Origin of the sequence: Rouxiella badensis (assembly GCF_002093665.1) — a bacterium.
Taxonomy (GTDB): domain Bacteria; phylum Pseudomonadota; class Gammaproteobacteria; order Enterobacterales; family Enterobacteriaceae; genus Rouxiella; species Rouxiella badensis.
Genome location: NZ_MRWE01000027.1, coordinates 12,118 through 36,423, shown reverse-complemented (window position 1 = coordinate 36,423; position 24,306 = coordinate 12,118). Strand labels below are relative to the sequence as shown.

Annotated in this window: 24 protein-coding genes; 15 read left to right on the top strand and 9 right to left on the bottom strand. The window is 56.6% G+C overall.

What is annotated here, in order from left to right:
- Window positions 1-427: 427 nt before the first annotated feature.
- From hpxZ to BS640_RS15540, 4 genes are all read right to left on the bottom strand, one after another.
- A complete protein-coding gene (gene hpxZ / locus BS640_RS15555) occupies window positions 428-811 on the bottom strand; it encodes an oxalurate catabolism protein HpxZ (protein WP_017491133.1) in 384 nt (127 codons plus the stop codon).
- 30 nt (window positions 812-841) lie between these two features.
- Window positions 842-2,239, bottom strand: a complete 1,398-nt coding sequence (locus tag BS640_RS15550; protein WP_084912889.1) for an AtzE family amidohydrolase — start codon at window positions 2,237-2,239, stop codon at window positions 842-844.
- A complete protein-coding gene (hpxX, locus tag BS640_RS15545) occupies window positions 2,236-2,436 on the bottom strand; it encodes an oxalurate catabolism protein HpxX (protein ID WP_017491131.1) in 201 nt (66 codons plus the stop codon). Before hpxX ends, BS640_RS15550 begins: the two co-directional genes overlap by 4 nt.
- A 76-nt stretch (window positions 2,437-2,512) precedes the next feature.
- Complete coding sequence (locus BS640_RS15540) at window positions 2,513-4,099, bottom strand: gamma-glutamyltransferase family protein (protein WP_084912888.1); 1,587 nt, start codon at window positions 4,097-4,099, stop codon at window positions 2,513-2,515.
- Window positions 4,100-4,291: 192 nt separating this feature from the next.
- Between BS640_RS15540 and BS640_RS15535 the strand changes: the two genes are divergently transcribed.
- The 10 genes from BS640_RS15535 (at window position 4,292) to BS640_RS15490 (ending at window position 13,049) form a co-directional block, all read left to right on the top strand.
- On the top strand, window positions 4,292-5,131 hold the full coding sequence (locus BS640_RS15535; protein ID WP_017491129.1) for a MurR/RpiR family transcriptional regulator: 840 nt from the start codon (window positions 4,292-4,294) through the stop codon (window positions 5,129-5,131).
- A gap of 253 nt (window positions 5,132-5,384) precedes the next feature.
- Window positions 5,385-6,176: a transporter substrate-binding domain-containing protein gene (locus tag BS640_RS15530; protein ID WP_017491128.1), complete on the top strand. Its 792-nt coding sequence runs from the start codon at window positions 5,385-5,387 to the stop codon at window positions 6,174-6,176.
- Window positions 6,177-6,217: 41 nt separating this feature from the next.
- Window positions 6,218-6,883 carry an amino acid ABC transporter permease gene (locus BS640_RS15525; RefSeq protein ID WP_084912887.1) on the top strand — a complete coding sequence of 222 codons (666 nt, stop codon included), beginning with the start codon at window positions 6,218-6,220 and terminating at the stop codon, window positions 6,881-6,883.
- 2 nt (window positions 6,884-6,885) lie between these two features.
- A complete protein-coding gene (locus BS640_RS15520) occupies window positions 6,886-7,536 on the top strand; it encodes an amino acid ABC transporter permease (protein ID WP_086005807.1) in 651 nt (216 codons plus the stop codon).
- Window positions 7,536-8,291: an amino acid ABC transporter ATP-binding protein gene (locus BS640_RS15515; protein ID WP_017491125.1), complete on the top strand. Its 756-nt coding sequence runs from the start codon at window positions 7,536-7,538 to the stop codon at window positions 8,289-8,291. The genes BS640_RS15520 and BS640_RS15515 overlap by 1 nt, the downstream gene beginning before the upstream one ends.
- Before the next feature lie 25 nt (window positions 8,292-8,316).
- On the top strand, window positions 8,317-9,576 hold the full coding sequence (locus BS640_RS15510) for a pyridoxal-phosphate-dependent aminotransferase family protein (RefSeq protein WP_084912886.1): 1,260 nt from the start codon (window positions 8,317-8,319) through the stop codon (window positions 9,574-9,576).
- Complete coding sequence (gene hpxK / locus BS640_RS15505; protein ID WP_017491123.1) at window positions 9,576-10,832, top strand: allantoate amidohydrolase; 1,257 nt, start codon at window positions 9,576-9,578, stop codon at window positions 10,830-10,832. Before BS640_RS15510 ends, hpxK begins: the two co-directional genes overlap by 1 nt.
- Before the next feature lie 28 nt (window positions 10,833-10,860).
- Window positions 10,861-11,352, top strand: coding sequence for a 2-oxo-4-hydroxy-4-carboxy-5-ureidoimidazoline decarboxylase (gene uraD / locus BS640_RS15500; protein ID WP_084912885.1), 492 nt, complete (start codon window positions 10,861-10,863; stop codon window positions 11,350-11,352).
- Window positions 11,352-11,687, top strand: coding sequence for a hydroxyisourate hydrolase (gene uraH, locus BS640_RS15495; protein WP_084912884.1), 336 nt, complete (start codon window positions 11,352-11,354; stop codon window positions 11,685-11,687). Before uraD ends, uraH begins: the two co-directional genes overlap by 1 nt.
- 18 nt (window positions 11,688-11,705) lie before the next feature.
- On the top strand, window positions 11,706-13,049 hold the full coding sequence (locus BS640_RS15490; RefSeq protein ID WP_084912883.1) for a nucleobase:cation symporter-2 family protein: 1,344 nt from the start codon (window positions 11,706-11,708) through the stop codon (window positions 13,047-13,049).
- Here the strand turns inward: BS640_RS15490 and BS640_RS15485 are convergent.
- The 3 genes from BS640_RS15485 to BS640_RS15475 form a co-directional block, all read right to left on the bottom strand.
- Window positions 13,006-14,295: a glutamine amidotransferase-related protein gene (locus BS640_RS15485; RefSeq protein WP_017491119.1), complete on the bottom strand. Its 1,290-nt coding sequence runs from the start codon at window positions 14,293-14,295 to the stop codon at window positions 13,006-13,008. The two genes, BS640_RS15490 and BS640_RS15485, sit on opposite strands and share 44 nt — an antisense overlap.
- 128 nt (window positions 14,296-14,423) lie before the next feature.
- Window positions 14,424-15,197 carry an amidohydrolase gene (locus BS640_RS15480; RefSeq protein ID WP_084912882.1) on the bottom strand — a complete coding sequence of 258 codons (774 nt, stop codon included), beginning with the start codon at window positions 15,195-15,197 and terminating at the stop codon, window positions 14,424-14,426.
- A complete protein-coding gene (locus BS640_RS15475) occupies window positions 15,185-16,345 on the bottom strand; it encodes a pyridoxal phosphate-dependent aminotransferase (protein WP_084912881.1) in 1,161 nt (386 codons plus the stop codon). The genes BS640_RS15480 and BS640_RS15475 overlap by 13 nt, the downstream gene beginning before the upstream one ends.
- A 243-nt stretch (window positions 16,346-16,588) precedes the next feature.
- Between BS640_RS15475 and BS640_RS15470 the strand changes: the two genes are divergently transcribed.
- Genes BS640_RS15470 through BS640_RS15460 form a run of 3 tightly spaced genes read left to right on the top strand, consistent with a single transcriptional unit; the run spans window position 16,589 to window position 18,444 of the window.
- The gene (locus BS640_RS15470) at window positions 16,589-17,203 is read left to right on the top strand and encodes a methylthioribulose 1-phosphate dehydratase (RefSeq protein WP_017491116.1); all 615 of its coding nucleotides are present in this window, start codon (window positions 16,589-16,591) and stop codon (window positions 17,201-17,203) included.
- A complete protein-coding gene (gene mtnC, locus BS640_RS15465) occupies window positions 17,200-17,877 on the top strand; it encodes an acireductone synthase (protein ID WP_017491115.1) in 678 nt (225 codons plus the stop codon). Before BS640_RS15470 ends, mtnC begins: the two co-directional genes overlap by 4 nt.
- 21 nt (window positions 17,878-17,898) lie before the next feature.
- Window positions 17,899-18,444 (top strand): 1,2-dihydroxy-3-keto-5-methylthiopentene dioxygenase, encoded by a 546-nt coding sequence (locus tag BS640_RS15460; protein ID WP_017491114.1) that lies wholly within the window; start codon window positions 17,899-17,901, stop codon window positions 18,442-18,444.
- 94 nt (window positions 18,445-18,538) lie between these two features.
- Here BS640_RS15460 and mtnA read toward each other — a convergent pair whose 3' ends face one another.
- Entirely contained in the window at window positions 18,539-19,567 is a 1,029-nt protein-coding gene (gene mtnA / locus BS640_RS15455) for an S-methyl-5-thioribose-1-phosphate isomerase (RefSeq protein WP_017491113.1), read from the bottom strand.
- Window positions 19,568-19,737: 170 nt separating this feature from the next.
- Between mtnA and mtnK the strand changes: the two genes are divergently transcribed.
- Together mtnK and BS640_RS15445 are read left to right on the top strand one after the other, a co-directional pair.
- A complete protein-coding gene (gene mtnK / locus BS640_RS15450; protein WP_017491112.1) occupies window positions 19,738-20,937 on the top strand; it encodes an S-methyl-5-thioribose kinase in 1,200 nt (399 codons plus the stop codon).
- A 187-nt stretch (window positions 20,938-21,124) separates the two neighbouring features.
- Window positions 21,125-21,595 carry a YehS family protein gene (locus BS640_RS15445; protein ID WP_017491111.1) on the top strand — a complete coding sequence of 157 codons (471 nt, stop codon included), beginning with the start codon at window positions 21,125-21,127 and terminating at the stop codon, window positions 21,593-21,595.
- 158 nt (window positions 21,596-21,753) lie between these two features.
- Here the strand turns inward: BS640_RS15445 and fadE are convergent, their stop codons facing one another.
- The gene (fadE, locus tag BS640_RS15440; RefSeq protein WP_084912880.1) at window positions 21,754-24,210 is read right to left on the bottom strand and encodes an acyl-CoA dehydrogenase FadE; all 2,457 of its coding nucleotides are present in this window, start codon (window positions 24,208-24,210) and stop codon (window positions 21,754-21,756) included.
- Between the last annotated feature and the right edge of the window lie 96 nt (window positions 24,211-24,306).

Below are 24,306 nucleotides of genomic sequence, written 5' to 3'. Positions count from 1 at the left end.
GGCCAAAGGCACGCGCCTTGGCGCTGGCCCAGACCAGCCAAGGGGCCTTCCCAGGCCAAGACCCCTTGGCACCCCACGCCGCTTCGCGGTTCCCCGTCTCGGTTCCGAGCCAAACGCGTCTCGCCACCCGTCGCCCGGCGCTGTCCCGAATCCGCCAACCCCCCTCTCAAACAAAAACCGGCAACCTTGAGGTCAAATCCACGCTCGGTCTAACGGCGGGATTTTTTTGTTTGTTCTTTGCTGCATCAGCAGCGGTAAATCTTATGTCTTTTCTGCGCCAGATTCACATGGGCGAGTTCAGGACGGCGCGGAAAGGTAAATGCCCCTTGAAGCTTTCAAACCGGAAAAGCGTCTCGGAGTTAATTGTCCTTAAAAGCAGGTCCAGGGCAGCCGCCCACAAAAGCGGCTTTAGGGGCAGCCTCCCCGCTTACACCATTAGGCTGACATGCGCCGCCACTATCTTCCAGCCGCTCGGCATCTTGATCCAGGTCTGCATCTGGCGACCAATCTTGTCGGTACCTTTACGGCGAAACTCGGTGCTGGCGATCGCCATATCGTCACCGTAGGTGGTGATCACGGTGTTTTGCAGGTCGCGATCCAGTCCCTGAGCAGGGCGAGAAGCGCGGAACTCACGAATCTGATCGATACCGTAGAGGTTTTCTCCCGCTCCGTAGCGCACGGTGCGTGGGTCGTGCCAAAACAGCTCGTCCAACACCACCGTATCATTGGTAATCAGCGCCTGTTCGTAGCGATAGAACGCCGCATTCACTTCAGCCAGAATCGCCGGACGATCGATATTTTCACTTTTCATCTATTTCTCGATTTTCAAAAAATGTCTGTTTTAGCCAATCAGCGAGCTCTTGACGCTGACGATCCCCTGTTGTTCCAACGCCCATGCTGCACGCAGGCACAGATCTTCACGCCACGGCGGAGCGATAAGCTGTAGACCGATCGGCAGGCCGCTCGCTGTCGTCAGCGGCACGGAAACTACCGGCAGGCCGAGGAACGAAATAGGCTGGGTCAGCATGCCCATGCTGGCGCGGGTGGGCAACGATGTGCCGTTGATTTCAATCGATTCCTGTCCGATAAGGGTGGCCGGGCACGGGGTAGAAGGGGCGATGAGGATGTCCCAGTGTTCAAATATCGGTAGCACCTGCTGCTGAAACTGATGACGGAAGCGCTGGGCCTGCACGTACCAGGCGGCAGGGATCATCGCGCCAGCCAGCAGACGCTCGCGCGACAGCGGCTCGAACTGTTCCGGGATCTTGCGCAACTGGGGCAAATACTGGTTTCCGCCCTCGGAGGCGGTAAGGATGAACGCCGCCGAACGGGCCAGCTCGGCCTGCGGCATCTCGACTTCTTCCTGCGCCTCAAGCGCCTGAGCGACCCGTTTCACCGCCTCTTTGGCATTGTCGTCACACCAGGTACTGAAAAAGCCGCCAAGTACGGCGGTGCGCAGCCCCTGTTGGCCGCGTGTCAGCTGTGAAAAGGTCTCGACCGTCGGTTTGTGGGCCTGAAACGCATCGGCGCTGTCATATCCTTGCAGCGCATCGTACACCAGTGACAAATCGCTGCTGCTGCGCGCCATCGGGCCTAAATGATCGAGGCTCGCGACAAAGGGCTGACTGCCGCGTCGCGACAGCCGGCCAAAGGTGGGTTTCAGTCCTAAAATGCCGCTCAGGGAAGAGGGGACGCGGATAGAACCGTTGGTGTCGCTGCCCAAAGTGAATTGCACCAGGCCTGCCGCTACGGCGGCGGCGGATCCGCCCGAAGAACCGCCCGCTACGCGTTCGAGGTCGCGTGGGTTACGGGTCGCCCCGTAGTGGCTGTTTTCCGTCGTGAAGCCGTAGGCGTAGGCGTCCATGTTTAGCATGCCGGAGAGCAGTGCGCCGTTTTGTGCAAGGCGGGCGACGGTCCAAGCGTCTTCTTTGGCCACTGGATTGCTGCTGTTCAGGCTGGCACCGGCCAGCGTCACCTCGCCGGTCACGTCGAGCAGATTTTTTACTGCGTAAGGCACCGCAGCCAGTGGCGGCAGCTCAGCGCCGCTGGCCCGCAGTTTATCAACCTTCGCCGCCTCACTCAGCATGCGTTCGTGCGTGATATGGGTATAGGCATTAATCGCCGGATTGGCTTTCTCGATGTTTTCGAGCGTCTGACGGGCAATTTCGGTGGCAGATACGTCGCCGCTCTTCAGAGCCTGCTGGATGTCGTCGATGCCCGCTTCGTGTAAAGGTTTCATGCGTGATAGACCCCGGCAATCTCGAGGCGCGGGTCAAGCGGAAGGTCCATCAACGGCTGAGCCATCTGTGCGATGCGGCTAAACTGCGTCAACAATTCCTGACGACGGGCGTCGTCGAGGTCCAAGGCCAATATAGCCTCCATCTGGCTCACATAGGCAGCCCAATCGGCGGGTGGCACAGAAGATGTGGTTTTCATAAATTCTCCTCTATTTAATCACCTCCCTCAGAGCGGGGAAGGGCTAAGGTGAGGGAGCCGCGGCTCCCTCTCAATGTCAGAATCCTGCCGCGCTGCCGTTACTGCGCGGGTCGGATGCGCCTTCGAACATGCCGTTGGTGTGACGCACAATGGCACCGGCGTGACCCACCGCCTCGCTGAACTCGGGCAGCATCTCGACGTCATGGCCGCGCTGGCGCAGACCGGCCAGCGTCGCGTGGCTGAAGCGGCTTTCCAGCTTCAGTGAGTCGGAGCTTTGTCCCCAGGTGCGGCCCAGCAGCCAGCGTGGACCGCTGATCGACTCTTGCAGGGATTTTTTCTGAATAACGTGGCGGATAAACACCGCCGCCTGCGTTTGCGGCTGACCGTCACCGCCCATCGAGCCATAGACCATGGTACGTCCGTCGTAGAGCCGTGCCGCCGCAGGGTTCAGGGTGTGGAACGGCTGTTTGCCGGGTGCCAGCGCCAGCAAGTGGTCGGCATCAAGGCTGAAAGAGGCCCCTCGGTTTTGCCACATGACGCCACTGTCTGGCAGCACAACGCCGCTGCCAAACTCGTGATAAATGCTCTGAATAAACGACACGGCCAGCCCGCTGCTGTCCATCACGCCCAGCCAGACGGTATCGCCGGGGCCTTTACCTTTGCCCCAGTCGGCGGCGCGATGCGGATTGATTCGCGTGGCCAGGGCATCAAGATAGGCCGGATCCAACAGCGCCTGCGCGTCCTGTGTCATGATGCGCGGGTCGGTAATGAAGCGGTCGCGAAGACCAAACGCCAGCTTGGTGGCTTCGACGATGCTGTGAATGGTTGCGCCCTCATCCATCGCCTCAAGATTGAGACGGTCCGTAAGGCCAAGAATCGCCAATGACACCAGACCCTGGGTCGGCGGCGTCAGGTTGTAGATTTCGCCTTTGCTGTGCTTGAGCTTCAGCGGCGTGCGGCGCTGCGGGCGATACGCGGCCAGATCCTCGTGCGTGATTGGCATGCCGAGCTTTTGCATATCGGCGGCCATGCTGTCGGCAAGTTCACCGCGGTAGAAGCTGTCGAGTCCTTCTTCTGCCAGCTGTAGCAGCGTTGAGGCGAGTCGCGGCTGAGTAAAGCGATGACCACACTGCGGCACATGGCCGTTCGGCAGAAACACCTCGGCGAACGAGGGCATAGACTCCATCTCGTGGCGCTTGCTGTGTGTCGCCGCCTCCTGCGAGGCCGTGACCGGAAAGCCGTCGGCCGCGTAGCGAATGGCATCGCGCAGCAACCGCGAAAGCGGCTTCTGCTCACCGCCTAACTCGTTAGAGACGTTCAGCGCTTCCTGCCAGCCACCCACCGTACCCGCGACGGTTAAAGCGGCCTTCGGACCACGATGGGGTATGTGGCTCTCCCCGGCATAGAAATCGAGCGACGCCAGCGAACCGGCGGCCCCGCTGGCGTCGATAGCGACCGGATTGCCCTGCGGCGGCACAATGAGCCAGAAGCCGTCGCCGCCCAGACCGTTCATATGCGGATAGACCACGGCAATCGTCGCGGCGGCGGCCACCATCGCTTCAATGGCATTACCTCCCTCGCGCAAGACCGCCAGTGCGCTCTGACTGGCAAGATGGTGAGGGGTGACCGCCATACCGAGCGGTGCGCTGTTACTGTTAATCATGCCGTGATCCTTTGTCCAAAAAATTGATACCTGGTTTTCAATAAGCAAGAGCTGTTCCAGATCGTCTGCTTATGGATAAAGTTTTCTAAATCTGTGAGCAAAAGCAGAAAGTGAAACGAGTGAAATTTATTTGCCTAAGGAATTGTAGGTCATGATATCTTCGGCTGAAACGTTGGTTACAGGAAACAACACATGAAACAGATCGACGAACGCCTGCGCGGTTATTACGCCGAGCTTACGCCACAGGAACAGCGGGTTGCGGATTTTATATTCGATCACATCGATGACCTGATGAGCTACAACAGCGCCGAGCTGGCGCGCCTCAGCGGCGTCTCGAAGGCGACGGTCAGCCGACTGTTCAAACGTCTCGGTTATCCCAGCTACCGCGATATGCGCGATGAGGTGAGAACCCTGCGCCAGAGCGGGATGCCGTTGACCGACAGCCGTGACGCGGTGCAGGGCAATACGCTGCTGTCGCGCCATTACAAGCAGGAAATGGCTAACCTGACTCAATGGATCAATCAGATTGACGGCAGCCAGTTTACCGCGGTGATTACCGCACTGAGCAATGCGCGACAGGTTCGCCTGCTGGGGATGCGTAACAGCTATCCGGTGGCATTACACCTGCGCCAGCAGCTATTGCAGGTGCGAAATCAGGTGACGTTAATGCCGCAGCCGGGCCAGACCCTGGCCGAAGAGCTGGTCGACCTCACCCCGCAGGACGTCGTGGTGTTTATCGCCTTCCGCCGTCGCCCGCGCGCAACCCGTGCGATTCTGACTCAGCTGCAACAGCTAAATGTCCCGGTATTACTGATTTGCGAGCCGCAGGCACAGTCGCTTATCCCACTGGCGCGCTGGCATCTGGCCGCTTCTCTCGACAGTGTCTCAGCCTTCGACTCCTATTCGGCGGCGATGAGTCTGGCCAATCTGCTCAGCAATGCTTTATTGCATGAAATGCTGGCTTCAGGTCGGCAGCGTATTCACCAAATTACCGACCTGTACAACGATCTCGACGAGCTTGAGCAGCGCTAATCTGATCAAAACAAAGCCCTGAATTGGTGCTTTTGCACGTTTTAGGTGCGAAGGGTTTTTTCAGGTGCGCCGCTTTTGCCCCGCTTTGGGGCGATAAATTCGCCCGCTGCTTTGTTTATCTCTCCCGCTAATCCTTTATGAATCGAGGCATTGCCAATATGTCTCGCCTGTTTCTGCTTTTTGGCACATTAGTTGCAGAATGCATGGCATAAGAATCTATCGTTTCATAAACTATTAACCCGGGGAGTCTCAAATGAAAATGAACAAACGGTTGTTGGCGTGGGTAGGTGCGGCGATGCTGATGATTCAGGCACCGTTGGTTTTGGCCGATCAATTGCAGGATATTCAGCAACGTGGCGTGCTACGTGTGGCTATCCCACAGGACTTCCCACCCTTTGGTTCTATCGGCACTGATATGCAGCCTCAGGGTTACGATATCGATATGGCGCACTATCTGGCCGACAAGATGAAACTTAAGTTGCAACTGGTGCCGGTCTCCAGCGCCAACCGCGTTCCTTACCTGCAAACCGATAAAGTTGATCTGGTCATTTCCAGCCTTGGTAAGAACCCTGAGCGCGAGAAAGTGATCGACTTCAGCAAGGCCTATGCACCGTTCTTCCTCGGCGTATTTGGGGCTAAAGGCGATGCCCTGAGCGACGTGAAACAGCTTTCCGGTAAGTCTATCGGCGTGACCCGTGGTGCGGTGGAAGATCTGGTGCTGACCGATATCGCCCCGAAAGATGCAAAAATCGAACGTTATGAAGATAACAACACCACGCTGTCGGCCTATCTGTCGGGCCAGGTGGAATTCATTGCTACCGGTAACCTAGTGGTGGCTGCCATCGCGCGTCAAAACCCGCAGAAAGCGCCAGAGTCCAAGGTGTTGCTGAAAGATTCTCCTTGCTTCATCGGTATGCGTAAGGACGAGCCAGCACTGAAAGCTAAGGTCAACGCACTGATCGACGAAGCGCTGAAAGACAAAACGTTGGACGGCCTGTCTCAAAAATGGATGAAGGCCCCGCTGCCTGCCAATCTGGGTGCCTGATTCACAATGAAAAAAGTTAGCGCGCGCAACGGAGAAATTTCATGACGTATCAGCTTAATTTCCCTGCATTATGGCCCTATCTGCCGCAGCTGTTGGCCGGTTTGTGGACCACCATTGAGCTGACCTTCATGGCGACTGTCGGCGGTATTGCTCTCGGTATCGCCGGTGCGGCCATTCGCTGTGGAAACAACGTGACGCTGCGCCGCATTTGGGGCATCTATGTTGAAGCCATTCGCAATACGCCCTTCGTGGTTCAGCTGTTCTTTATCGTGTTTGGTTTGCCGAGCCTGGGGTTGAAGCTGACCGCAGGCGAGGCCGCGCTGCTGGCGATGCTGATTAACCTCGGGGCGTACAGCACCGAGATAGTCCGCGCCGGTATTCAGGCGACGCCGAAAGGCCAGTGGGAAGCCAGTCGTGTGCTGGGCTTAAGCCGCAGCCAGACCTTCTTCCGCGTCATTCTACCGCCGTCATTAAAACGAATTTACCCTGCGCTGGTCAGCCAGTGCATTATCGTGATGCTCGGATCGTCGGTGGTTTCGCAGGTTTCCTATCAGGAACTGACCTTTGTCGCGAGCCTGATTCAGTCGCGCACTTTCCTGAGCTTTGAAACCTATTTCGTCTGTACGCTGTTCTATCTGGCGCTGTCGATAGTGATGCGCCAGCTGTTGCTGCTCGCCGGACGCCGCTTCTTTGGGAGCTACAGCTGATGATGACTTTTACCGACTGGGACATCCTGCGCAATCTGCTGCTCGCCGCGCGCTGGACCCTTTTACTTTCGCTGGTGGCCTTCTTTGGCGGCACGGTCGTCACTATTCCACTGGTGTTGATGCGCCTGACTCGCCGTCGCTGGATGGCGAACGTAGTGCGCGTCTACGTCGAGATTTTTCAGGGTACCCCGCTGCTGATGCAGCTGTTTCTGGCGTTCTTTGGCCTCGGACTGTTCGGCATCAACGTCAGTCCCTGGACCGCCGCTGCCTTTGCGCTAACCTTTTACTCTAGCGCTTATCTGGCCGATATCTGGTCCGGCAGTATCGAAGCTTTGCCTAAAGGGCAATGGGAAGCCTGCCGCTGCCTCGGTCTGAGTTTCGGCCAGACGCTTTGGCGCGTCATCGCCCCTCAGGCACTGCGCATCGCCGTTGCGCCGACCGTAGGTTTTCTGGTGCAGGTCATCAAAGGCACCGCACTGGCCTCGATCATTGGTTTTGTCGAGCTGACCAAGGCCGGAACCATGCTTAACAACGTGACCTACGAACCGTTCAAAGTCTTTGGATTAGTCGCCTGCGGCTACTTCCTGATGTGCTATCCACTCTCTCTTTACAGTCATTATCTGGAAAGAACATTGCTTGGAGATAAAAAGTAATGCCGCTGATCACCATTAATCAGGTTCAAAAATATTATGGTCAGAACCATGTACTGAAAGGCGTGGATCTGGATATCGAAGGTGGAGAAGTTATCTGCATCATCGGCCGCAGCGGTTCGGGCAAAAGTACGCTGCTGCGCTGTATGAACGGTCTTGAAGCCTATCAGGAAGGGAGCATCAAGCTGGGCGGCATGACCATCACCAACCGCGACTCTCAGGCGCGTGAAATTAGCCGTTCGGTTGGCATGGTGTTTCAGAACTTCAACCTGTTCCCACATATGACCGCGCTGGAAAACGTTATGCTCGCACCGCGCCGCGTGTTGGGTAAAAGCGCCGCCGAATGTCGCGAGCTGGCGATTCAGATGCTGAGTAAAGTCGGACTGGCAGATCGCGTAGATTACTATCCCGCCAACCTGTCCGGTGGCCAACAGCAGCGCGTCGCCATTGCCCGTGCGCTGGCGATGAATCCAAAAGTTTTACTGTGTGACGAAATCACGTCTGCCCTCGATCCCGAGCTGGTCGGGGAAGTATTGAAAGTGTTGGAACAGCTGGCGGCAGAAGGGATGACGCTGGTGTTGGTGACACACGAAATGAACTTCGCGCGTGAGGTCGGTGATCGGGTGGTGTTTATGCACCAGGGCACCGTGTGGGAGCAGGGTGAGAGTCGCGCACTGTTCGCCAATCCGCAAACGCCAGAATTCAAACAGTTTATCGCGTCGGTGCGTGGACTCAACGAAACCCCGGCAGTAGTCTAAAAGTCATTGATTAAAAAGGATAATTATCTTGGACATCTCAACCTTCGGTCAAATCAACCCGCCTAACCGTCTGCTGATGGGCCCAGGCCCAATCAACGCCGATCCGCGCGTGCTGCGCGCGATGTCGAGCCAGCTCATCGGCCAGTACGATCCGGCGATGACCGGCTACATGAATGAAGTCATGGCGCTGTACCGCGCGGTATATAAGACCCGCAATCAGTGGACCTTCCTGATCGACGGTACCTCGCGTGCCGGTATTGAAGCCGTGCTGCTGTCGGGCATTCGTCCGGGCGACAAGGTGTTGGTGCCGGTATTTGGTCGCTTTGGTCATCTGCTGTGCGAAATTGCCCGCCGCTGTCGCGCCGAGGTGCACACCATCGAAGTGCCGTGGGGTGAAGTCTTTGATCCACAACAGGTTGAAGACGCCGTCAAGTCGGTCAAACCGCGCTGGCTGCTGACCGTACAGGGTGATACCTCGACCACCATGCTGCAACCGCTGGAACAGCTGGGCGACATCTGCCGTCGCCACGGCGTACTGTTCTACTGCGATGCAACGGCATCCTTTGCCGGCAACGTGCTTGAAACCGACGCCTGGGGCCTCGATGCGGTGTCTGCGGGTCTGCAAAAATGCCTCGGTGGCCCATCCGGCAGCTCGCCAGTGACTATCAGCCCGAAATTTGAAGAACAGATCCGCCGCCGTAAATGTATCGAAGAAGGGATCCGCACCGCCGACCACGCCGACGGTGACGAAGAGATGATCTACTCCAACTATTTCGATCTCGGCATGATCATGGACTACTGGGGACCTGAGCGCCTCAACCACCACACCGAAGCGACCAGCATGCTGTTTGCTGCCCGCGAATGTGCTCGCGTCATTCTGGAAGAAGGTCTGGACAACACCATCGCTCGTCACAAGCTGCACGGCGACGCGCTGCTGGCCGGTATTCAAGGCATGGGACTGGAAGTGTTCGGCGACCTAAACCACCGCATGAACAACGTGCTTGGCGTCGTTATTCCGCCGGGCGTGCACGGTGAGCAGGTGCGTCAGACCATGCTTCTCGATTTTGGTATCGAGATAGGCACCTCGTTTGGCCCGCTGAGCGGCAAAATCTGGCGCATTGGCACCATGGGCTACAACGCTCGCAAAGACTGTGTGATGCAAACGCTGGTGGCGCTCGAGGCGGTACTAAATCGTCTGGGTTTCGCGTCGAAATACGGTGCCGGTTCTCAGGCCGCATGGGACCACTATGCCGCCGTGACAAACGGTGTGGTAGGAGGCCAGTAATGATAGCAGCCATCCCATTGAGTACAGAGGCAGAGCAGGCGGCGCTCAGAGTGATGGCGCGCTGCGATAGACTCGCAGAACTGAGTGAAACACCGGGCGAACTGACCCGGGTTTACCTCTCCGCACAGCATATTCAGGCCAACCGTCTGGTGGGCGAATGGATGGCGGCAGTGGGGATGACGACCTGGCAGGACAGCGTCGGCAATATCTGTGGCCGCTATGAAGGTCTTGACCCGCAGGCGCCAGCGCTGCTGCTCGGTTCCCATCTCGACAGCGTGCGTAATGCGGGGCGCTACGACGGCCCACTCGGCGTATTAACCGCTATCGAAGTCGTGGCTCATCTGCATTCACAAGGGATCCGCCTGCCGATGGCGGTAGAGATTGTCGGTTTCGCCGATGAAGAAGGTACCCGTTTTGGCATCACGCTGCTTGGCAGCCGGGGTTTGACCGGCACCTGGCCGCAGGACTGGCTGCAACGCACTGACGCACACGGCATTTCCGTGGCCGAAGCTATGCTCGGCCTCGGGCTGAATCCAGCCGATATTCTGGCGGCGCAGCGCGACGTTAACGATTTCTGTGCCTACCTCGAGCTGCACATCGAGCAGGGTCCTTGCCTGCAGTCTGCTGATTTGCCGTTGGGCGTCGTGACGGCGATCAACGGCGCTCGTCGTCTTAACTGCGGCTTCGTCGGCCACGCCGGCCACGCCGGAACCGTGCCGATGGGGCACCGTCAGGACGCCTTGGCTGCCGCTGCCGAATGGATGGTCGCCATCGAAACGATGACCGCTGCACGTGGCGATAATCTGGTGGCAACCGTTGGAAAGATAGAGAGTTTTCCGGGAGCGGTTAACGTTATTCCGGGCGAGGTCAGACTGTCGCTCGACGTGCGCGGTCCTGAAGATAACGCGCTCGGCGTGCTGCTTGCTGATCTGCTGGGCAAGGCCAATGAGATTGCTGCCCGACGCGGTCTGCGCTTTGACGCCGAGCAGTTCTACGGTATTCAGGCCACCGCCTGCGACCCTGCGTTACAGCAGCGTTTGGCGCAGAGCGTTGAGGCATTGCAGGGGCAGTCGATGCTGCTGCCGAGCGGTGCGGGGCATGACGCCATCGCAATTGCCGAACGCTGGCCGGTCGCGATGCTGTTTGTTCGTTGTAAAGACGGTATCAGCCATCATCCCGACGAATCGGTGACCGTGGAAGACGTAGCCTATGCGACGCAGGCGTATATCGACACGGTTTTAGGTTTTGCTCAGTAAAAAATCAGCAATTAATCAGGGACTGAAGATGACCTTAGAGCAATTTAATGCACTGTCGGCGCACGCAGCGCGTGAAGCGCTGACCCCCTGCGTGAGTATCCCGCAGTGGGTGAATGCAGTGACTGACGCACGACCGTTTCACACCGTCGATGAGGCGGTGAGTTTTGCCACCCAGGCGAGTCACGGCTGGCAGGCAGAGGCTATCAGCAGCGCGTTGGCCCAGCATCCGCGCATCGGCGAACGCTTGCAGGGCGACAGCAAAGAGGCGGCGCTGTCGCGCGCCGAGCAGGCCTCTTTGGGCCTCGAACAACAGACCACGCAGGCACTGCTGGAAGGCAATCAGCAATATGAACAACGCTTTAACCGCGTTTTTCTGATCCGTGCCAAAGGCAGAACACCGGACGAAATTCTCGCGCATCTGCATCGTCGTTTAAAGAATAACGATGAGCAGGAGCTGAAAGAGACGGCTGAACAATTACAGCAGATAACCCTGCTGCGCTTTAAGGAGTTATTTAACTGATGACCAAGATAACGACCCATATTCTGGATACTTCATTAGGTAAACCCGCCGCGAACGTGCGGGTGTGGTTGGAAAAAATCGACGGTCAGCAGGCGTTAAAAATCAATGAGACGGCGACCGACGCGGACGGTCGTGCGGCGGGCTTAACCCCTGAGGGCGTCGAGGCAGGGAACTACCGACTCTATGCCGACGTGGGCGCGTATTTCTTCGCCAACGGGCGTGAGACGCTGTACAACCTGGCGATTGTTGACTTCATTATTTCGGCCGAGCAGGCGCACTACCATCTGCCTATCCTCCTCAGCCCGTATTCTTATTCAACTTATCGCGGGAGCTGACCGCCGGGAGTTGCCAAAATGAATAACGTTTCCAAACCGACCGTCTCAGCGGCCGCGCCGGAAGACGCGCGTTTGCCACTGGGAAAAACCTTTGCCTACGGCCTACAGCATATTCTGACCATGTACGGCGGTATCATTGCGCCGCCGCTTATCATCGGCAGTGCAGCCGGTCTGGGGGCGACGCAAATAGGCATGCTTATCACCGCCGCGCTGTTTGTGAGCGGGATGGCGACGTTGCTGCAAACGTTGGGTATTCCTGGCTTTGGCGCACGTCTGCCGCTGGTGCAGGGGGTGTCATTTGCCGGTGTTTCTACCATGGTGACCATTGTCACCGGAGGGGGCGGGTTACCGGAAGTGTTTGGTGCCGTTATCGTTTCTTCGCTGATTGGCCTGATAATTGCGCCGTATTTCGCGCAGATTATTCGTTTCTTCCCACCGGTGGTTACCGGAACGGTGGTGACGGTGATTGGACTGTCGCTGATGCCGGTCGCGGTGCGCTGGGCAATGGGCGGTAATGCCCATGCAGCAGATTGGGGCTCAACCGGCAACATTGGGCTGGCGGCCTTTACCCTGGCGATTATCCTGCTGCTCAACCGTTTTGGCAGCCAGACTATCGGACGCATTTCGGTACTGATGGCGATGTTACTCTCGACCGTGGTAGCGATTTTTCTCGGCAAAACCCATTTCTCGACGCTGGGGCATAGCTTGACGCTGGCGTTACCCTCGCCGTTTGCCTATGGTTTGCCGACGTTTAACGTGGCCGCGATTTTGTCGATGCTGTTGATTGTACTGGTATTGCTGACTGAAACTACCGCCGGTTTAGTGGCCGTTGGCGAGATAGTCGGTTCTCCGGTCGATTCCAAACGCATCGCCAAAGGGCTGCGCGCCGATATGCTGAGCAGCGCGCTGTCGCCGGTGTTCAATTCATTTCCACAGAGTTCTTTTGCGCAGAACATCGGCCTGGTGGCGTTAACCGGCGTGAAGAGCCGTTTCGTGGTGGCGGCGGGGGGCGTTATTCTTATCGCACTCGGGCTGTTGCCGAGCCTGGGCACCGTTGTCGCGTCGATCCCTTCGCCAGTACTCGGTGGGGCGGGCGTAGTGCTGTTTGGATCGGTAGCCGCCAGCGGCATCCGTACCCTGTCGAAGGTGGAATATAAGGACAATATGAATCTGGTGGTGGTGGCGACGTCGATAGCCTTCGGGATGATCCCTATCGTGATGCCGAGCTTTTACGATCACTTCCCGGGCTGGGTACAAACGTTGCTGCACTCGGGGATCAGCGCTGCCTGCCTGGCAGCGGTGACCCTGAATGCGCTGTTCAACCCATTAAGAAATACGGATGCTTTAACCGCACACTCTTAGTTAACGCATCGTGGCTTATCTCCCGTTCTCTGTTGCATTGGCGCACTTGCTGTAGAAATGCCATCAACAGAGGATGGGGGCGCTCACGGCGTGACTGCAACTCGGGATTCCCCTGTACGCCAACGAAAAACGGGTGGTCGTCCAGCTCGATGCATTCCGCCGACAGGCCCGACTCATCGGTACCGGTCACCTGCAATCCTGTGCAAGAAAGTCGGTCGAGCAATTTTGGACTCAGCCGCCAGCGCTGGTTGTAGCGAATCTGCGCCTCTCTTCCCATCATCTTCGCCATCCTGCTGCCAGATTGGAACAGCACCCTGTGATTGCCCCTGCGCACCGGCTCCTTCTCCAGCGGCAGGATTGACTGTAGCGCTCTGAGTGAAGACGGGCCGGGCATGGCAACCGTTTCTTCGCCGAGCACCTTCTGCCCCAGCGCGGTGACCATCATGTGCATGCCGCTGTTAATGCCCAGCACCGGCGTCTGGTTGTCCATAGCCCATTTCGCGACGGTGAGCTGGCTTAGGGTGTTGGCGTTAATGTTCTCGGCACCCTGAACGCTGAGGCCAGGCAGCAACGTACCATCGACGTCATAGAGCGTGCTGTCGAGCTGGCTGCCGACCAGCGTCGGGGGAATGAAGACAATCTCAATGTTCATTGCCAGTGCATCGGCGGCGTCTCCCAGTGCAGCGAGCATCGCCGGATAGCTGTCGCGGTGCTCGGCTGCATCGCCCAAAACGGCGAGTCTGAGTTGATTTCCGGCACGCATCACCGGCTGAGTGACTGCGCCTAATACCCAACGCCCGAAGCGATCGCGGGTCCAGCCGTTGCTGCGAATTTTGCCGTTTTCGCAGTCTTCAAGCTGATAGCGATCCTGGTTTTTGACCACCTGCAGGGACTCGATAGCGATCCCTTTTTCGGCGATCGTCCGGATCATTTGTGCATAGCAAGGGGAGGACAAAGGCTGATTCAATGGAACGACGATATCCTCCTTAACTGCCCGATTTATCAGCGATTCTAACTCAAATTCTGCACCCGCTCCGCGACCCGTCAAGCGTTCCAGCCAGAGTAAGCCACTGGTAATCTGCTGCCCCTGTGGGGAAATGTACTGGCGAGAATTAATGAAACGCTGGTTGTCGAATCTGACCGGCAGGTGACACAGCGGCAACGCGCGCAACTCAGCAAGTATCGCGGCCAGCGCACCGTAATAAACAGGTTCAGGCGTGGAGTGTGCAATAAACGTGATAGTCATCAGTTACCCTCTGTCAGATGTTTTAGCAGGGGAGACTGGATGCAAGAATTGCACCAGCTATCGGTACAGTGATATGAGTTTACATTAATGGCTCTGTGAGAGCCTGAACTCCCACAGAGCTAAGGCCGTTAGTCGTGACGCAGGAAGCTGTCGGCGTCGAGCCATGCCGGGAAAGCTTCGCGATATTCCTGAAGCGCCTCCAGAGACAGTTCGGCTTCAATTATCATCGCTGCACCGGGTTCAGCACGGGCCAGCTCTTCACCCTGAGGACTGATAATCAGGCTGTCACCGCTGTAGTGATGGCCATTATCATCGTCGCCGACGCGGTTGCAGCCTGCGACGTAAGCCTGATTCTCGATGGCGCGGGCGGTCAGCAGCGCCTGCCAGTGATGCGTACGGCGTGCAGGCCAGTTGGCGACGTAAAGCGCCAGGTCATAATCCTGAGTATTGCGTGACCATACCGGGAATCGCAGGTCGTAACACACCTGCGGAAGAATGCGCCATCCGCGCCATTCGACCACTTCGCGACGTGTGCCCGCGACGTAATAATTGTGCTCACCCGCCATGCGGAACAGGTGCCGCTTATCGTAGAAATGCACCTTACCCTGCGGCTCGACCAGCAGAAAACGGTTCACCGCGCCCTTCGGCGTAGACAACGCAACGCTGCCACCTATCATGGCGTTCAGATTGCGCGCCCACTTGTGCAGCCACTCGACGACGCGAGATTCAGGCAGAGCGCGCTCGGGAGCCTGCATCGCAAAACCGGTGGTGAACATTTCCGGCAGGATAATCAGGTCACGATTAATCAACGGCCCCAGCAGTGAGTCAAAATGGCTCAGGTTGGCTTCACCGTCTAGCCAGACCAGCGGCTGTTGTAATACCGACAGTTTTAAAGTTGACACAGGCGCTCCGCAGCGGCGTCCAGCGTGGCTTCTTTCTTGGCGAAGCACAGGCGGATCAGTTTATGTGGGAAAGGATCGGCGCAGAATACCGAAAGCGGTATTGCAGCCACACCCACATGTTCAACCAACCACTGACAGAATGCAACGTCATCCAAATCAGAGACTTCACTGTAATCGACCAGCAGGAAATAGGTGCCTTCGCTTGGCAATACCTTGAGGCGGCTTTTTGCCAGCCCCTGTGCCAGACGGTCGCGTTTGGCCTGATAAAACTCTGGCAGCGCCTGCCAGTGTTCTGGGTGCTCGCGCAGCATGTCCGCTAAGGCAAGCTGTACCGGCGTGGTGATGGCGAAGGTCAGGAACTGGTGAATCTTGCGCAGCTCGGCGCTAATGGCCGCCGGCGCCTGGCAATAGCCCACGCGCCAACCGGTCATGTGGAAGGTCTTGCCGAAGGACGACACGGTGATGGCGCGCTGGCGCAACTGGGGGTGGCGCAATACGCTGGCGTGGCCGTCTTGGGCGAAGCAGATGTGCTCATAGACTTCATCGCTTATTACGAAAATATTGCGCTCGGCGACTATCTGCCACAGGCGCTCGACGTCTTGTTCGCTCCAGGCGGTAGCGGTCGGGTTGTGTGGAGTATTAATGATGATGACTTTGGTGCGGTCGGTAATCTGGTCGGCAAGCTTTGACCAATCGACCCTAAACTCTGGCGGCAGAAGCTGGATACGCTTGCTCACGCCGCCTGCCAGCTGAACGGCGGGTGCGTAACAGTCATAGCTTGGATCAAAGCTGATCACTTCATCACCCGGCGATACCAGTGCTGTTATCGCGATGTACAGGGCCTCGGTTGCGCCAGAGGTAATGGTGATGTCCGTTTCGGCGTCAGGACGGTAGCCGTAGGCCTGCTCGGTTTTATCGACAATAGCGTTACGCAATGCGGCGGTGCCGGTCATTGGCGCGTACTGGTTCGAGCCTTCCGCCACGTGCACGCTCAGGCGTTGACGCAGGTACTCTGGCCCATCAAAATCGGGAAAACCCTGAGACAGGTTGATAGCGTTGTGTTTTTGCGCCAGCGCACTCATCTGCGAGAAAATATTGGTGCCTAACGCCGGGAGTTTACTCTGTGGGATCAGTGCTACAGTACTCATGGATTTTCTTGCTCCAGTCGCCTTGAAAGCGATAAAAATCGTAATGTGGTGAGGTTTGCCGATAGCAAAATTGTCGATACCTATTGGTTGATACTACCGCACGATGATAATATTTGGCAATCGAGACGCTTAGATGTTTAAACGGCTAAATAGCGCAATCATCTAGCTCAGAGCGAAACAGAATAATCAGTCAGAAAGCGCGGCACGGACCCTCTCATAAACGCACGGTTTTCAGGAAAAATAATGACCGAAAATAATCCTCTTGATGCTCTACTTGCGGCCTGCCACTGGATTGGTGAAAAAGGCTGGTGCCCGGCTACCGGCGGCAATATGTCCGTGCGCGACGGTGACAGCCACTGCCTTATTACTGAATCGGGTAAGGACAAAGGGCAACTGACCGCCGATGATTTTCTGCAGGTAGAGATTGCCACCAACCACGTGCCGAGCGGCAGAATACCCTCTGCTGAAACCGGTTTGCATACGCTGATTTACGGACTGTATCCTGAAGTGGGTGCGGTATTGCACACCCACTCGGTAAACTCGACCGTGCTGTCTCGCGTTGAGCACAGCAACGGCCTGGTGTTGCAGGGGTATGAAATGCAGAAGTCGCTGGCGGGTCAGCGTACGCACCTCGACGAGGTGGTTATTCCCATTTTCGACAATAGTCAGGATATTCCTGCGCTGGCCGCAGAGATAGCTCAATGGGCCCAGTCACATCCGCTACACTATGGTTTTCTGGTCCGCGGACACGGCCTGACCTGCTGGGGCAAAAATGTCGCCGAGGCGCGCCGTCATCTGGAGGGACTGGAGTTTTTATTCCAGTGTGAACTGCAACTTCGCCTGTTGGAGGCCAAATGATCCGTGCCATTGTGACTGATATTGAAGGGACAACGACCGACATCCGCTTCGTGCATCAGGTGCTGTTCCCCTATGCTCGTGCCCGGTTGGCCGATTTTATCACCCGCCATGGGCAAGACCTGGAAGTATTGCAGGCATTGGATGCGCTGCGTGAAGAGATTAATGAACCGCAGGCTGAAATCGTCGAACTGGTCGATCAGCTCTACGTCTACATGGACAAGGACGAGAAATCCCCGGCGCTGAAAACGCTGCAAGGTATTATCTGGCGCACCGGTTATACCGCAGGGGATTTCCGAGGGCACGTTTATCCCGACGTTGTACCGCAGCTGGTGCAGTGGCAGCAGCAGGGCATCAAGCTGTTTGTTTACTCATCTGGCTCGGTCGACGCGCAAAAGCTGCTGTTTGGCTACAGTGAAGAGGGCGACCTTCTGCCGCTGTTCACCGACTATTTCGACACTCGCGTGGGGGCCAAGCGCGAGGTGACGTCCTATCAGAATATAGCCGAACAGCTGCTGCTGCCGGCGCAGGATATCCTCTTTTTATCAGACATTCGCCAGGAGCTGGACGCTGCGCGCGAAGCGGGCTGGAATACGTGCCAGCTGATTCGCGATGAGCCAGACGAGCAGAGTGACCACAAGCAGGTTAACCGTTTTGATCAGGTTGTGATTGACTGATCCACTGACCAGGAGTTTGCAATGAGTGCACTGACCATTTTCAGCGACAGCGACCCTTCGGCCCCTATCTGGGAAAGCCGCGACGGGGAGGCGATCGCCGCCGAGCTCAAGAAGATTGATGTCCGATTCGAACGCTGGCAGGCTGACCGTGAGCTCGGCAGCAATCCGCAGCCGGAGCAGGTTATCGAGGCCTATCAGCGCGAAATCAATAAGCTGGTGGCGGAGAAAGGCTATCAGAGCTGGGACGTTATCAGCATGCGCCCTGACCACGAACAGCGCGAAGCGTTACGCAGCAAATTCCTGTCCGAGCATACCCATGGCGAAGATGAGGTGCGCTTCTTTGTCGAGGGCGCGGGGTTATTCTGTCTGCATCTCAACGGCAAGATTTTCCAAATCCTCTGTGAAAAGAATGACCTGATTTCGGTCCCTGCCAACACGCGTCACTGGTTTGATATGGGCGGTTCACCGTCGTTTACCGCGATTCGCGTTTTTGACAATCAAGAAGGCTGGGTGGCGCACTTCACCGGCGACAAGATAGCCGATGCCTATCCGAGGATGGGGGAGTAATACGGCCATTTTCGGCTGGCGCACCGCCTAAATGGGTGAGAGACAACAGGGGAAGGTGTCATCTCTTGTCTCTCAACCCTAATCTTGGCCGGGCTTAATCAAATTTGCGTTTAAAGATCCCTTCTGCCACCTGTGCCGGCGTCACCACGCCACTGTCCAACACCCACCCACTGATAAGCTCGGCAGGCGTAACGTCAAACGCCGGGTTATAGACGTCAGCATCGACCGGTGCCCACTGCACGTCGCCAAAACTGCCCGATACGCCAGTCACTTCTTTGGCTGCGCGCTGCTCGATGGGGATGGCATCGCCGTTCGGACAGTGTGGATCGTGCGTCGTATGCGGCGCGGCGACATAGAAAGGAATACCGTGATAGCGAGCCAGTACCGCCAGACTGTAGGTGCCAATCTTGTTGGCGACGTCGCCGTTGGCCGCAATGCGGTCGGCGCCGACCCACACGGCATCGACCTGCCGCTTGGCCATTAGGCTGGCCGCCATCGAATCACAAATCAGCTTATAGGGAATGCCGAGCTCGCCCAATTCCCAGGCCGTCAGTCGACCGCCCTGCAATAAAGGACGCGTTTCATCGACCCATACCTGTGACACCTTTCCCTGCTGATGTGCGCGGTGGATAACGCCGAGCGCCGTGCCAACGCCCGCAGTGGCTAGCCCCCCGGTGTTGCAGTGGGTCAGCAGACGGCTACCTTGCGTCACCAGCGCCGCGCCATTATTGGCAATCCGGCTGCAAAGCTCGCGGTCTTCACCGACCAGACCTTCGGCTTCCTGAACCATCGCCGGGACGTGAAAGCGCTGCTCCAGTGCCACTTTCATGCGGTCGAGATTATTCATCAGATTTACCGCCGTCGGGCGTGACTCGCGTAGCGTTATCAGTGCTTTATGCAGATCCGCAACCGGCATGCCTTCTTCTGCGAGCTGGGCAAGCAGTAGGCTGGCGGATAAACCAATCAGCGGTGCACCGCGAACGCGCAGGGCGTGGATGTGCCCCACGAGGTCGTCAACGCTGCGGCAGAGGTGCCACTCGGCGCGCTGCGGCAGGGCCTGCTGGTCCAATATCCACAGCTGACTTTTGCGGATACGTAAACTGGTGGTGGTAAGAGTCTGCATTGTGATTTAAATCCCTGTTGCGCGGTTGCATCTGGCTGCTTATTCTGCCAACATAAGTTTCGGATGTATAGACGTCTAAATGCTTTTATGGCTATATGCTTTGGGTCAATAGAATTCAGTTTCACAATAAAACAAGTCGGGTTGTATAAGAAAGATTACGAGAGGTTAGGATGTCACGTTATTACACGTTTAGCGCCGCAGATGCCGTAGAGTACGCCCGCCAGTTTGGTGGCGTTGAAGACCCGCAATCGTTAGTCAGCGCCGAAGAGGTCGGTGACGGTAACCTGAATCTGGTATTCAAAATTCGCGATACCGCAGGCGTGAGCCGCGTCATTGTGAAGCAGGCGCTGCCCTATGTGCGCTGTGTAGGTGAATCCTGGCCGCTGACTATCGACCGCTCGCGTATAGAAGCAGAAACCCTGATTGTGCACGCTGAATACTGCCCACAGCACACCGTGAAAGTCCTGCATCATGACCCGGAGTTGGCGGTCATGGTACAGGAAGATCTCTCCGACCATCTTATCTGGCGCGGCGAGCTGGTGAAGGGAAAATACTATCCTCAGGCGGCCAGCCAACTGGGTGAATATCTGGCTCAGACACTGTTCCACACTTCAGATCTTTATCAGGATGCCCAGAAGAAAAAATCAGAAGTCGGTCGCTTCCTTAACCCTGAGCTTTGTCTGATAACCGAAGATCTGTTCTTCACCGATCCTTATATCGAACACGAGCGTAACCGCTTTGAGCCAGCCCTCAAGCCTGAGGTTGATGCATTGCAGGCCGACATGACGTTGCGTCTTGCGGTGGCTTCGCTCAAGCAGCGGTTCCTCAGCAATGCCGAAGCCCTGCTGCACGGCGATGTACACAGTGGTTCGATTTTTGTGGCCGAAGGCAGTCTGAAAGTCATCGACGCCGAATTTGGCTTCTACGGCCCAATCGGCTTTGATCCAGGCTCTGCGATGGGAAATCTGCTGCTCAACTACTGTGCGTTGCCGGGACTGGTCGCCACCCGTGAAGCCGCCGACGGACGTGAGCAACGCCTACAGGAGCTGCGTGACCTTTGGTTGAGTTTCTCCGAACGTTTCCTACAGTTGGCGCGTGATAAAACGCAGGACGTCGCGTTTAAAGTACCGGGTTATGCCGAGCATTTCTTGCAGCAAATCTGGCACGACGCCGTAGGTTACTGTGGATCGGAGCTTATTCGTCGCACTATTGGTTTCTCACAGATTGCTGACCTCAAAAACATTCGCGATGACGAGATGCGTCATGATTGCCAGCGCCACGCGGTAAGCCTGGGCCAATGGTTGATCATCACCGCACCGCAGATTAACGATATCGAAGCGCTAATCGCCCGCATTCGCCAAAACGGCTAGATTTTCCTCTCTGTTTCGCCTAAAAACGCCGCGAACCCCTTCAGGGTGCGCGGCGTGTCAAATAAGTCATCAGAAAGAAGGGGCACTTGCGCCGCAGACTTGTATAATGCCCGGCTACGAGGTGCCAGCGGGTAAACCCAGTGCAGTTCCTCGGTTTACCAACTAACCCACACGGGAATACAGAATTATGATGAATAACGATGTCTTGCGCAGCGTTCGCTACATGCTCGATCTGAGCGAAGGCAGGCTGATTGAGATTTTGGCGTCTACCGGAACCATCATTACTCCAGCGGTGATGTCGCGTTATCTGAAAAAAGAAGACGAAGCGGACTATATGGTTTGCCCTGATGAAGTGATGGCAAACTTCCTGAACGGTCTGATTTTCTTCAAACGTGGTAAAGACGATCGCTTCCCCGCTCCGGAAGTTGAAAAGCGCGTCACCAACAACGTGATGCTGAAAAAGCTGCGCGTTGCCTTTGAGCTGAAAACTGAAGATTTGCAGGCCATTCTTGCGGCCGCAGATTTCAAAGTGTCTGAAGGTGAGCTGAGCGCGTTCTTCCGTAAGGAAGGCCACAAGAATTACCGCCCGTGCGGCGATCAGGTTCTGCGCTACTTCCTGAAAGGCCTGACCATGCGTGTGCGTCCGAAGAAAGGCTGATTGTTCTCTGATTTTTTCCTGAGAATACCGCCCACAAAAAAACCGCCTGATGGCGGTTTTTTTGTGCGGGTCCGGTCAGCGGCCTTTCCAGCAAGTTTTATGTTACATCACCCAAGCCTGAGTCAGTGACGTCACTGTGCTCGGATCAAGAGGGGAGGTCAAGCCGCTTCAATATGTTGAGTTGAAGGCTTTTCCTGTTCTTTTTTCTCAGGTTTTTGCTGTGCCAGCTGGTCGGCCTCAAACTCGTCGACGTTAATCGAGCGCAGGCGGCTTTCCTCGGCGCGAGCCAGAATGCGGGCGTCATCGGCGCTCAAATGACCGGCGTCCATCCCCATTTGTGCCAGCTTGTCCAGACGGGTAAACGACAGTTTTTTACCCATCGCATCACACAGTCTTTTATGTACCGGTTCGGCGGCGATAATATCGGCCAATGCCTGCTCCATCTGACCCACCGGGTTATGCTCGCTTGGGGTCAGATATTGACCCCGCGCGATACGGCTACGGGTCGCAGACGGTACCTGAAGAATGCGCGCCAGCTGGTGGTCAAGCAGGTCAGACGGTGCACGATGCACGCGGCCAAGTGGGAAAATAATCATCGTCATCACCGCCGCAATAAAGCCGTTCGGGAAGTTGCGCAGCAGATCGGCGATGGCCGTTTCAGCCTGATTTAGACAGTCTTGCACGCCCCAATGTACCAGCGGCAGGTCAGCCTCGATGCGGCCCTCTTCGTCATAACGTTTTAGCGTCGCCGTTGCCAGATAAAGCTGGCTAAGGATATCGCCAAGGCGTGCCGAGATACGTTCACGGCGTTTCAGACTGCCGCCGAGCACGCCCATCGAGATATCGGAAAGCAGCGCCAGGTTGGCACTCAATCGATTGATATGCTGGTAATAGCGACGTGTCGCATCGTTCACCGGCGCACGGCTGGTGCGGCCATGCGTCAGTCCCAGCCACAGGCTGCGCACCTTATTGCTGCCGACGTGTCCAATATGACCAAACAGCGCACGGTCAAAGGCGTTGAGGTCGTTGCTCTCGGCCGCAGCCATCTCTTTGAGCACGTAAGGATGGCAGCGAATTGCGCCTTGTCCAAAGATTATCATACTGCGGGTGAGGATGTTTGCGCCCTCAACGGTAATGGCTATTGGAGCCCCCTGATACGAGCGGGCAACAAAGTTACTGTTACCGAGCATAATACCTTTACCGCCGGTGATATCCATGGCGTCCATTACCGCGCGCTGACCGCGATGGGTACAGTGGTATTTCACAATAGCCGACAGCACGGCGGGTTTTTCCCCGAGCATAATACCGTTAGTAATCAGCGTTGCGGCGGCGTCCATCACATAGGCGTTACCGGCGATGCGGGCCAGTGGCTCCTCAATACCTTCCATTTTACCAATCGGCAGTTTGAACTGACGGCGAATGTAGGCGTAGGCACCGGTGGCAACAGCCAGTGATTTCAGGCTACCGGTAGAGTTGGACGGCAAGGTAATACCGCGACCGACCGACAGACATTCAACCAGCATACGCCAGCCCTGACCGGCCATTTTTGGCCCGCCAATAATGTAATCGATCGGCACGAAAATACCGTTACCGCGGGTAGGACCGTTCTGGAACGGAATATTCAGCGGGAAGTGGCGATGGCCAATTTCTACCCCTTGAGTATCGGTCGGAATCAGCGCACAGGTAATGCCAAGTTCCTCGACGTCGCCCAGCAGATGGTCAGGGTCTTTCAGTTTGAAGGCCAGCCCCAGCACCGTAGCGATAGGTGCCAAGGTGATATAGCGTTTGTTCCAGGTCAGTTTCATACCGAGAACCTGTTTACCCTGCCATTCGCCCATGCACACCACGCCGAAATCTGGGATAGCGCCAGCATCTGACCCTGCCTCAGGGCTGGTCAATGCGAAGCAAGGTATTTCAAGACCTTTGGCCAGGCGAGGCAGATAGTAATTTTTCTGCTCGTCGGTGCCGTAGTGTTGCAGCAGTTCGCCTGGGCCGAGGGAGTTAGGGACACCCACGGTGATAGCCAGAATGCCGGAAACGCCCGCCAGTTTTTGCAGCACACGCGCCTGAGCGTAGGCTGAAAACTCGAGGCCGCCGTACTCTTTTTTAATGATCATCGCGAAGAAGCGATGCTCTTTCAGATAGGCCCACAGTTCGGGCGGCAAGTCTGCCAGCTCGTGAGTAATCTGGAAGTCATTTGCCATGCGGCAAGCTTCCTCAACCGGGCCGTCAATGAAGCGTTGTTCTTCTTCGGTCAGCGTTTGCTGAGGATAATCATGCAATTTCTTCCAGTCGGGCGTGCCGCTGAACAAATCGCCTTCCCACCAGGTTGTACCGGCCTCAATCGCTTCCTTCTCTGTGCGCGACATGCTCGGCATGACCTTACGGAAACTGCGCAGCGCAGCGCGTGAGAACAGGGCGCGGCGCAGCGGCAGCACATTCAAAGGCAGCAAAATAATCACCAGCGGCAGCAGGAGCCAAGGGGTCCACAGGCCTAAAAAGGCCATTGCGGCAGTGTAGACCAGCAGAATAGCGCTGCTCGCCGGCAGGTTGATGCGGTGATAAAACAAGGCTCCAATAAGAACCAGTAGGGCAACAATGCTAAGAACCATCATAGTAAAACTCCTGAGTTGTAGGAGGTCTGACCTGTTGAGTGGATACTATGGTTTTAGTCCAAGCGAAAGGCTTTATCAACGCGTTTACATCCTAAT

Excerpts from the sequence above, each read along its gene's own strand:
- hpxZ (WP_017491133.1), bottom strand. The coding sequence starts at position 811 with ATGAAAAGTGAAAATATCGATCGTCCGGCGATTCTGGCTGAAGTGAAT.
- BS640_RS15550 (WP_084912889.1), bottom strand. The coding sequence starts at position 2,239 with ATGAAACCTTTACACGAAGCGGGCATCGACGACATCCAGCAGGCTCTG.
- hpxX (WP_017491131.1), bottom strand. The coding sequence starts at position 2,436 with ATGAAAACCACATCTTCTGTGCCACCCGCCGATTGGGCTGCCTATGTG.
- BS640_RS15540 (WP_084912888.1), bottom strand. The coding sequence starts at position 4,099 with ATGATTAACAGTAACAGCGCACCGCTCGGTATGGCGGTCACCCCTCAC.
- BS640_RS15535 (WP_017491129.1), top strand. The coding sequence starts at position 4,292 with ATGAAACAGATCGACGAACGCCTGCGCGGTTATTACGCCGAGCTTACG.
- BS640_RS15530 (WP_017491128.1), top strand. The coding sequence starts at position 5,385 with ATGAAAATGAACAAACGGTTGTTGGCGTGGGTAGGTGCGGCGATGCTG.
- BS640_RS15525 (WP_084912887.1), top strand. The coding sequence starts at position 6,218 with ATGACGTATCAGCTTAATTTCCCTGCATTATGGCCCTATCTGCCGCAG.
- BS640_RS15520 (WP_086005807.1), top strand. The coding sequence starts at position 6,886 with ATGACTTTTACCGACTGGGACATCCTGCGCAATCTGCTGCTCGCCGCG.
- BS640_RS15515 (WP_017491125.1), top strand. The coding sequence starts at position 7,536 with ATGCCGCTGATCACCATTAATCAGGTTCAAAAATATTATGGTCAGAAC.
- hpxK (WP_017491123.1), top strand. The coding sequence starts at position 9,576 with ATGATAGCAGCCATCCCATTGAGTACAGAGGCAGAGCAGGCGGCGCTC.
- uraD (WP_084912885.1), top strand. The coding sequence starts at position 10,861 with ATGACCTTAGAGCAATTTAATGCACTGTCGGCGCACGCAGCGCGTGAA.
- uraH (WP_084912884.1), top strand. The coding sequence starts at position 11,352 with ATGACCAAGATAACGACCCATATTCTGGATACTTCATTAGGTAAACCC.
- BS640_RS15490 (WP_084912883.1), top strand. The coding sequence starts at position 11,706 with ATGAATAACGTTTCCAAACCGACCGTCTCAGCGGCCGCGCCGGAAGAC.
- BS640_RS15485 (WP_017491119.1), bottom strand. The coding sequence starts at position 14,295 with ATGACTATCACGTTTATTGCACACTCCACGCCTGAACCTGTTTATTAC.
- BS640_RS15475 (WP_084912881.1), bottom strand. The coding sequence starts at position 16,345 with ATGAGTACTGTAGCACTGATCCCACAGAGTAAACTCCCGGCGTTAGGC.
- BS640_RS15470 (WP_017491116.1), top strand. The coding sequence starts at position 16,589 with ATGACCGAAAATAATCCTCTTGATGCTCTACTTGCGGCCTGCCACTGG.
- mtnC (WP_017491115.1), top strand. The coding sequence starts at position 17,200 with ATGATCCGTGCCATTGTGACTGATATTGAAGGGACAACGACCGACATC.
- BS640_RS15460 (WP_017491114.1), top strand. The coding sequence starts at position 17,899 with ATGAGTGCACTGACCATTTTCAGCGACAGCGACCCTTCGGCCCCTATC.
- mtnA (WP_017491113.1), bottom strand. The coding sequence starts at position 19,567 with ATGCAGACTCTTACCACCACCAGTTTACGTATCCGCAAAAGTCAGCTG.
- mtnK (WP_017491112.1), top strand. The coding sequence starts at position 19,738 with ATGTCACGTTATTACACGTTTAGCGCCGCAGATGCCGTAGAGTACGCC.
- BS640_RS15445 (WP_017491111.1), top strand. The coding sequence starts at position 21,125 with ATGATGAATAACGATGTCTTGCGCAGCGTTCGCTACATGCTCGATCTG.
- fadE (WP_084912880.1), bottom strand. The coding sequence starts at position 24,210 with ATGATGGTTCTTAGCATTGTTGCCCTACTGGTTCTTATTGGAGCCTTG.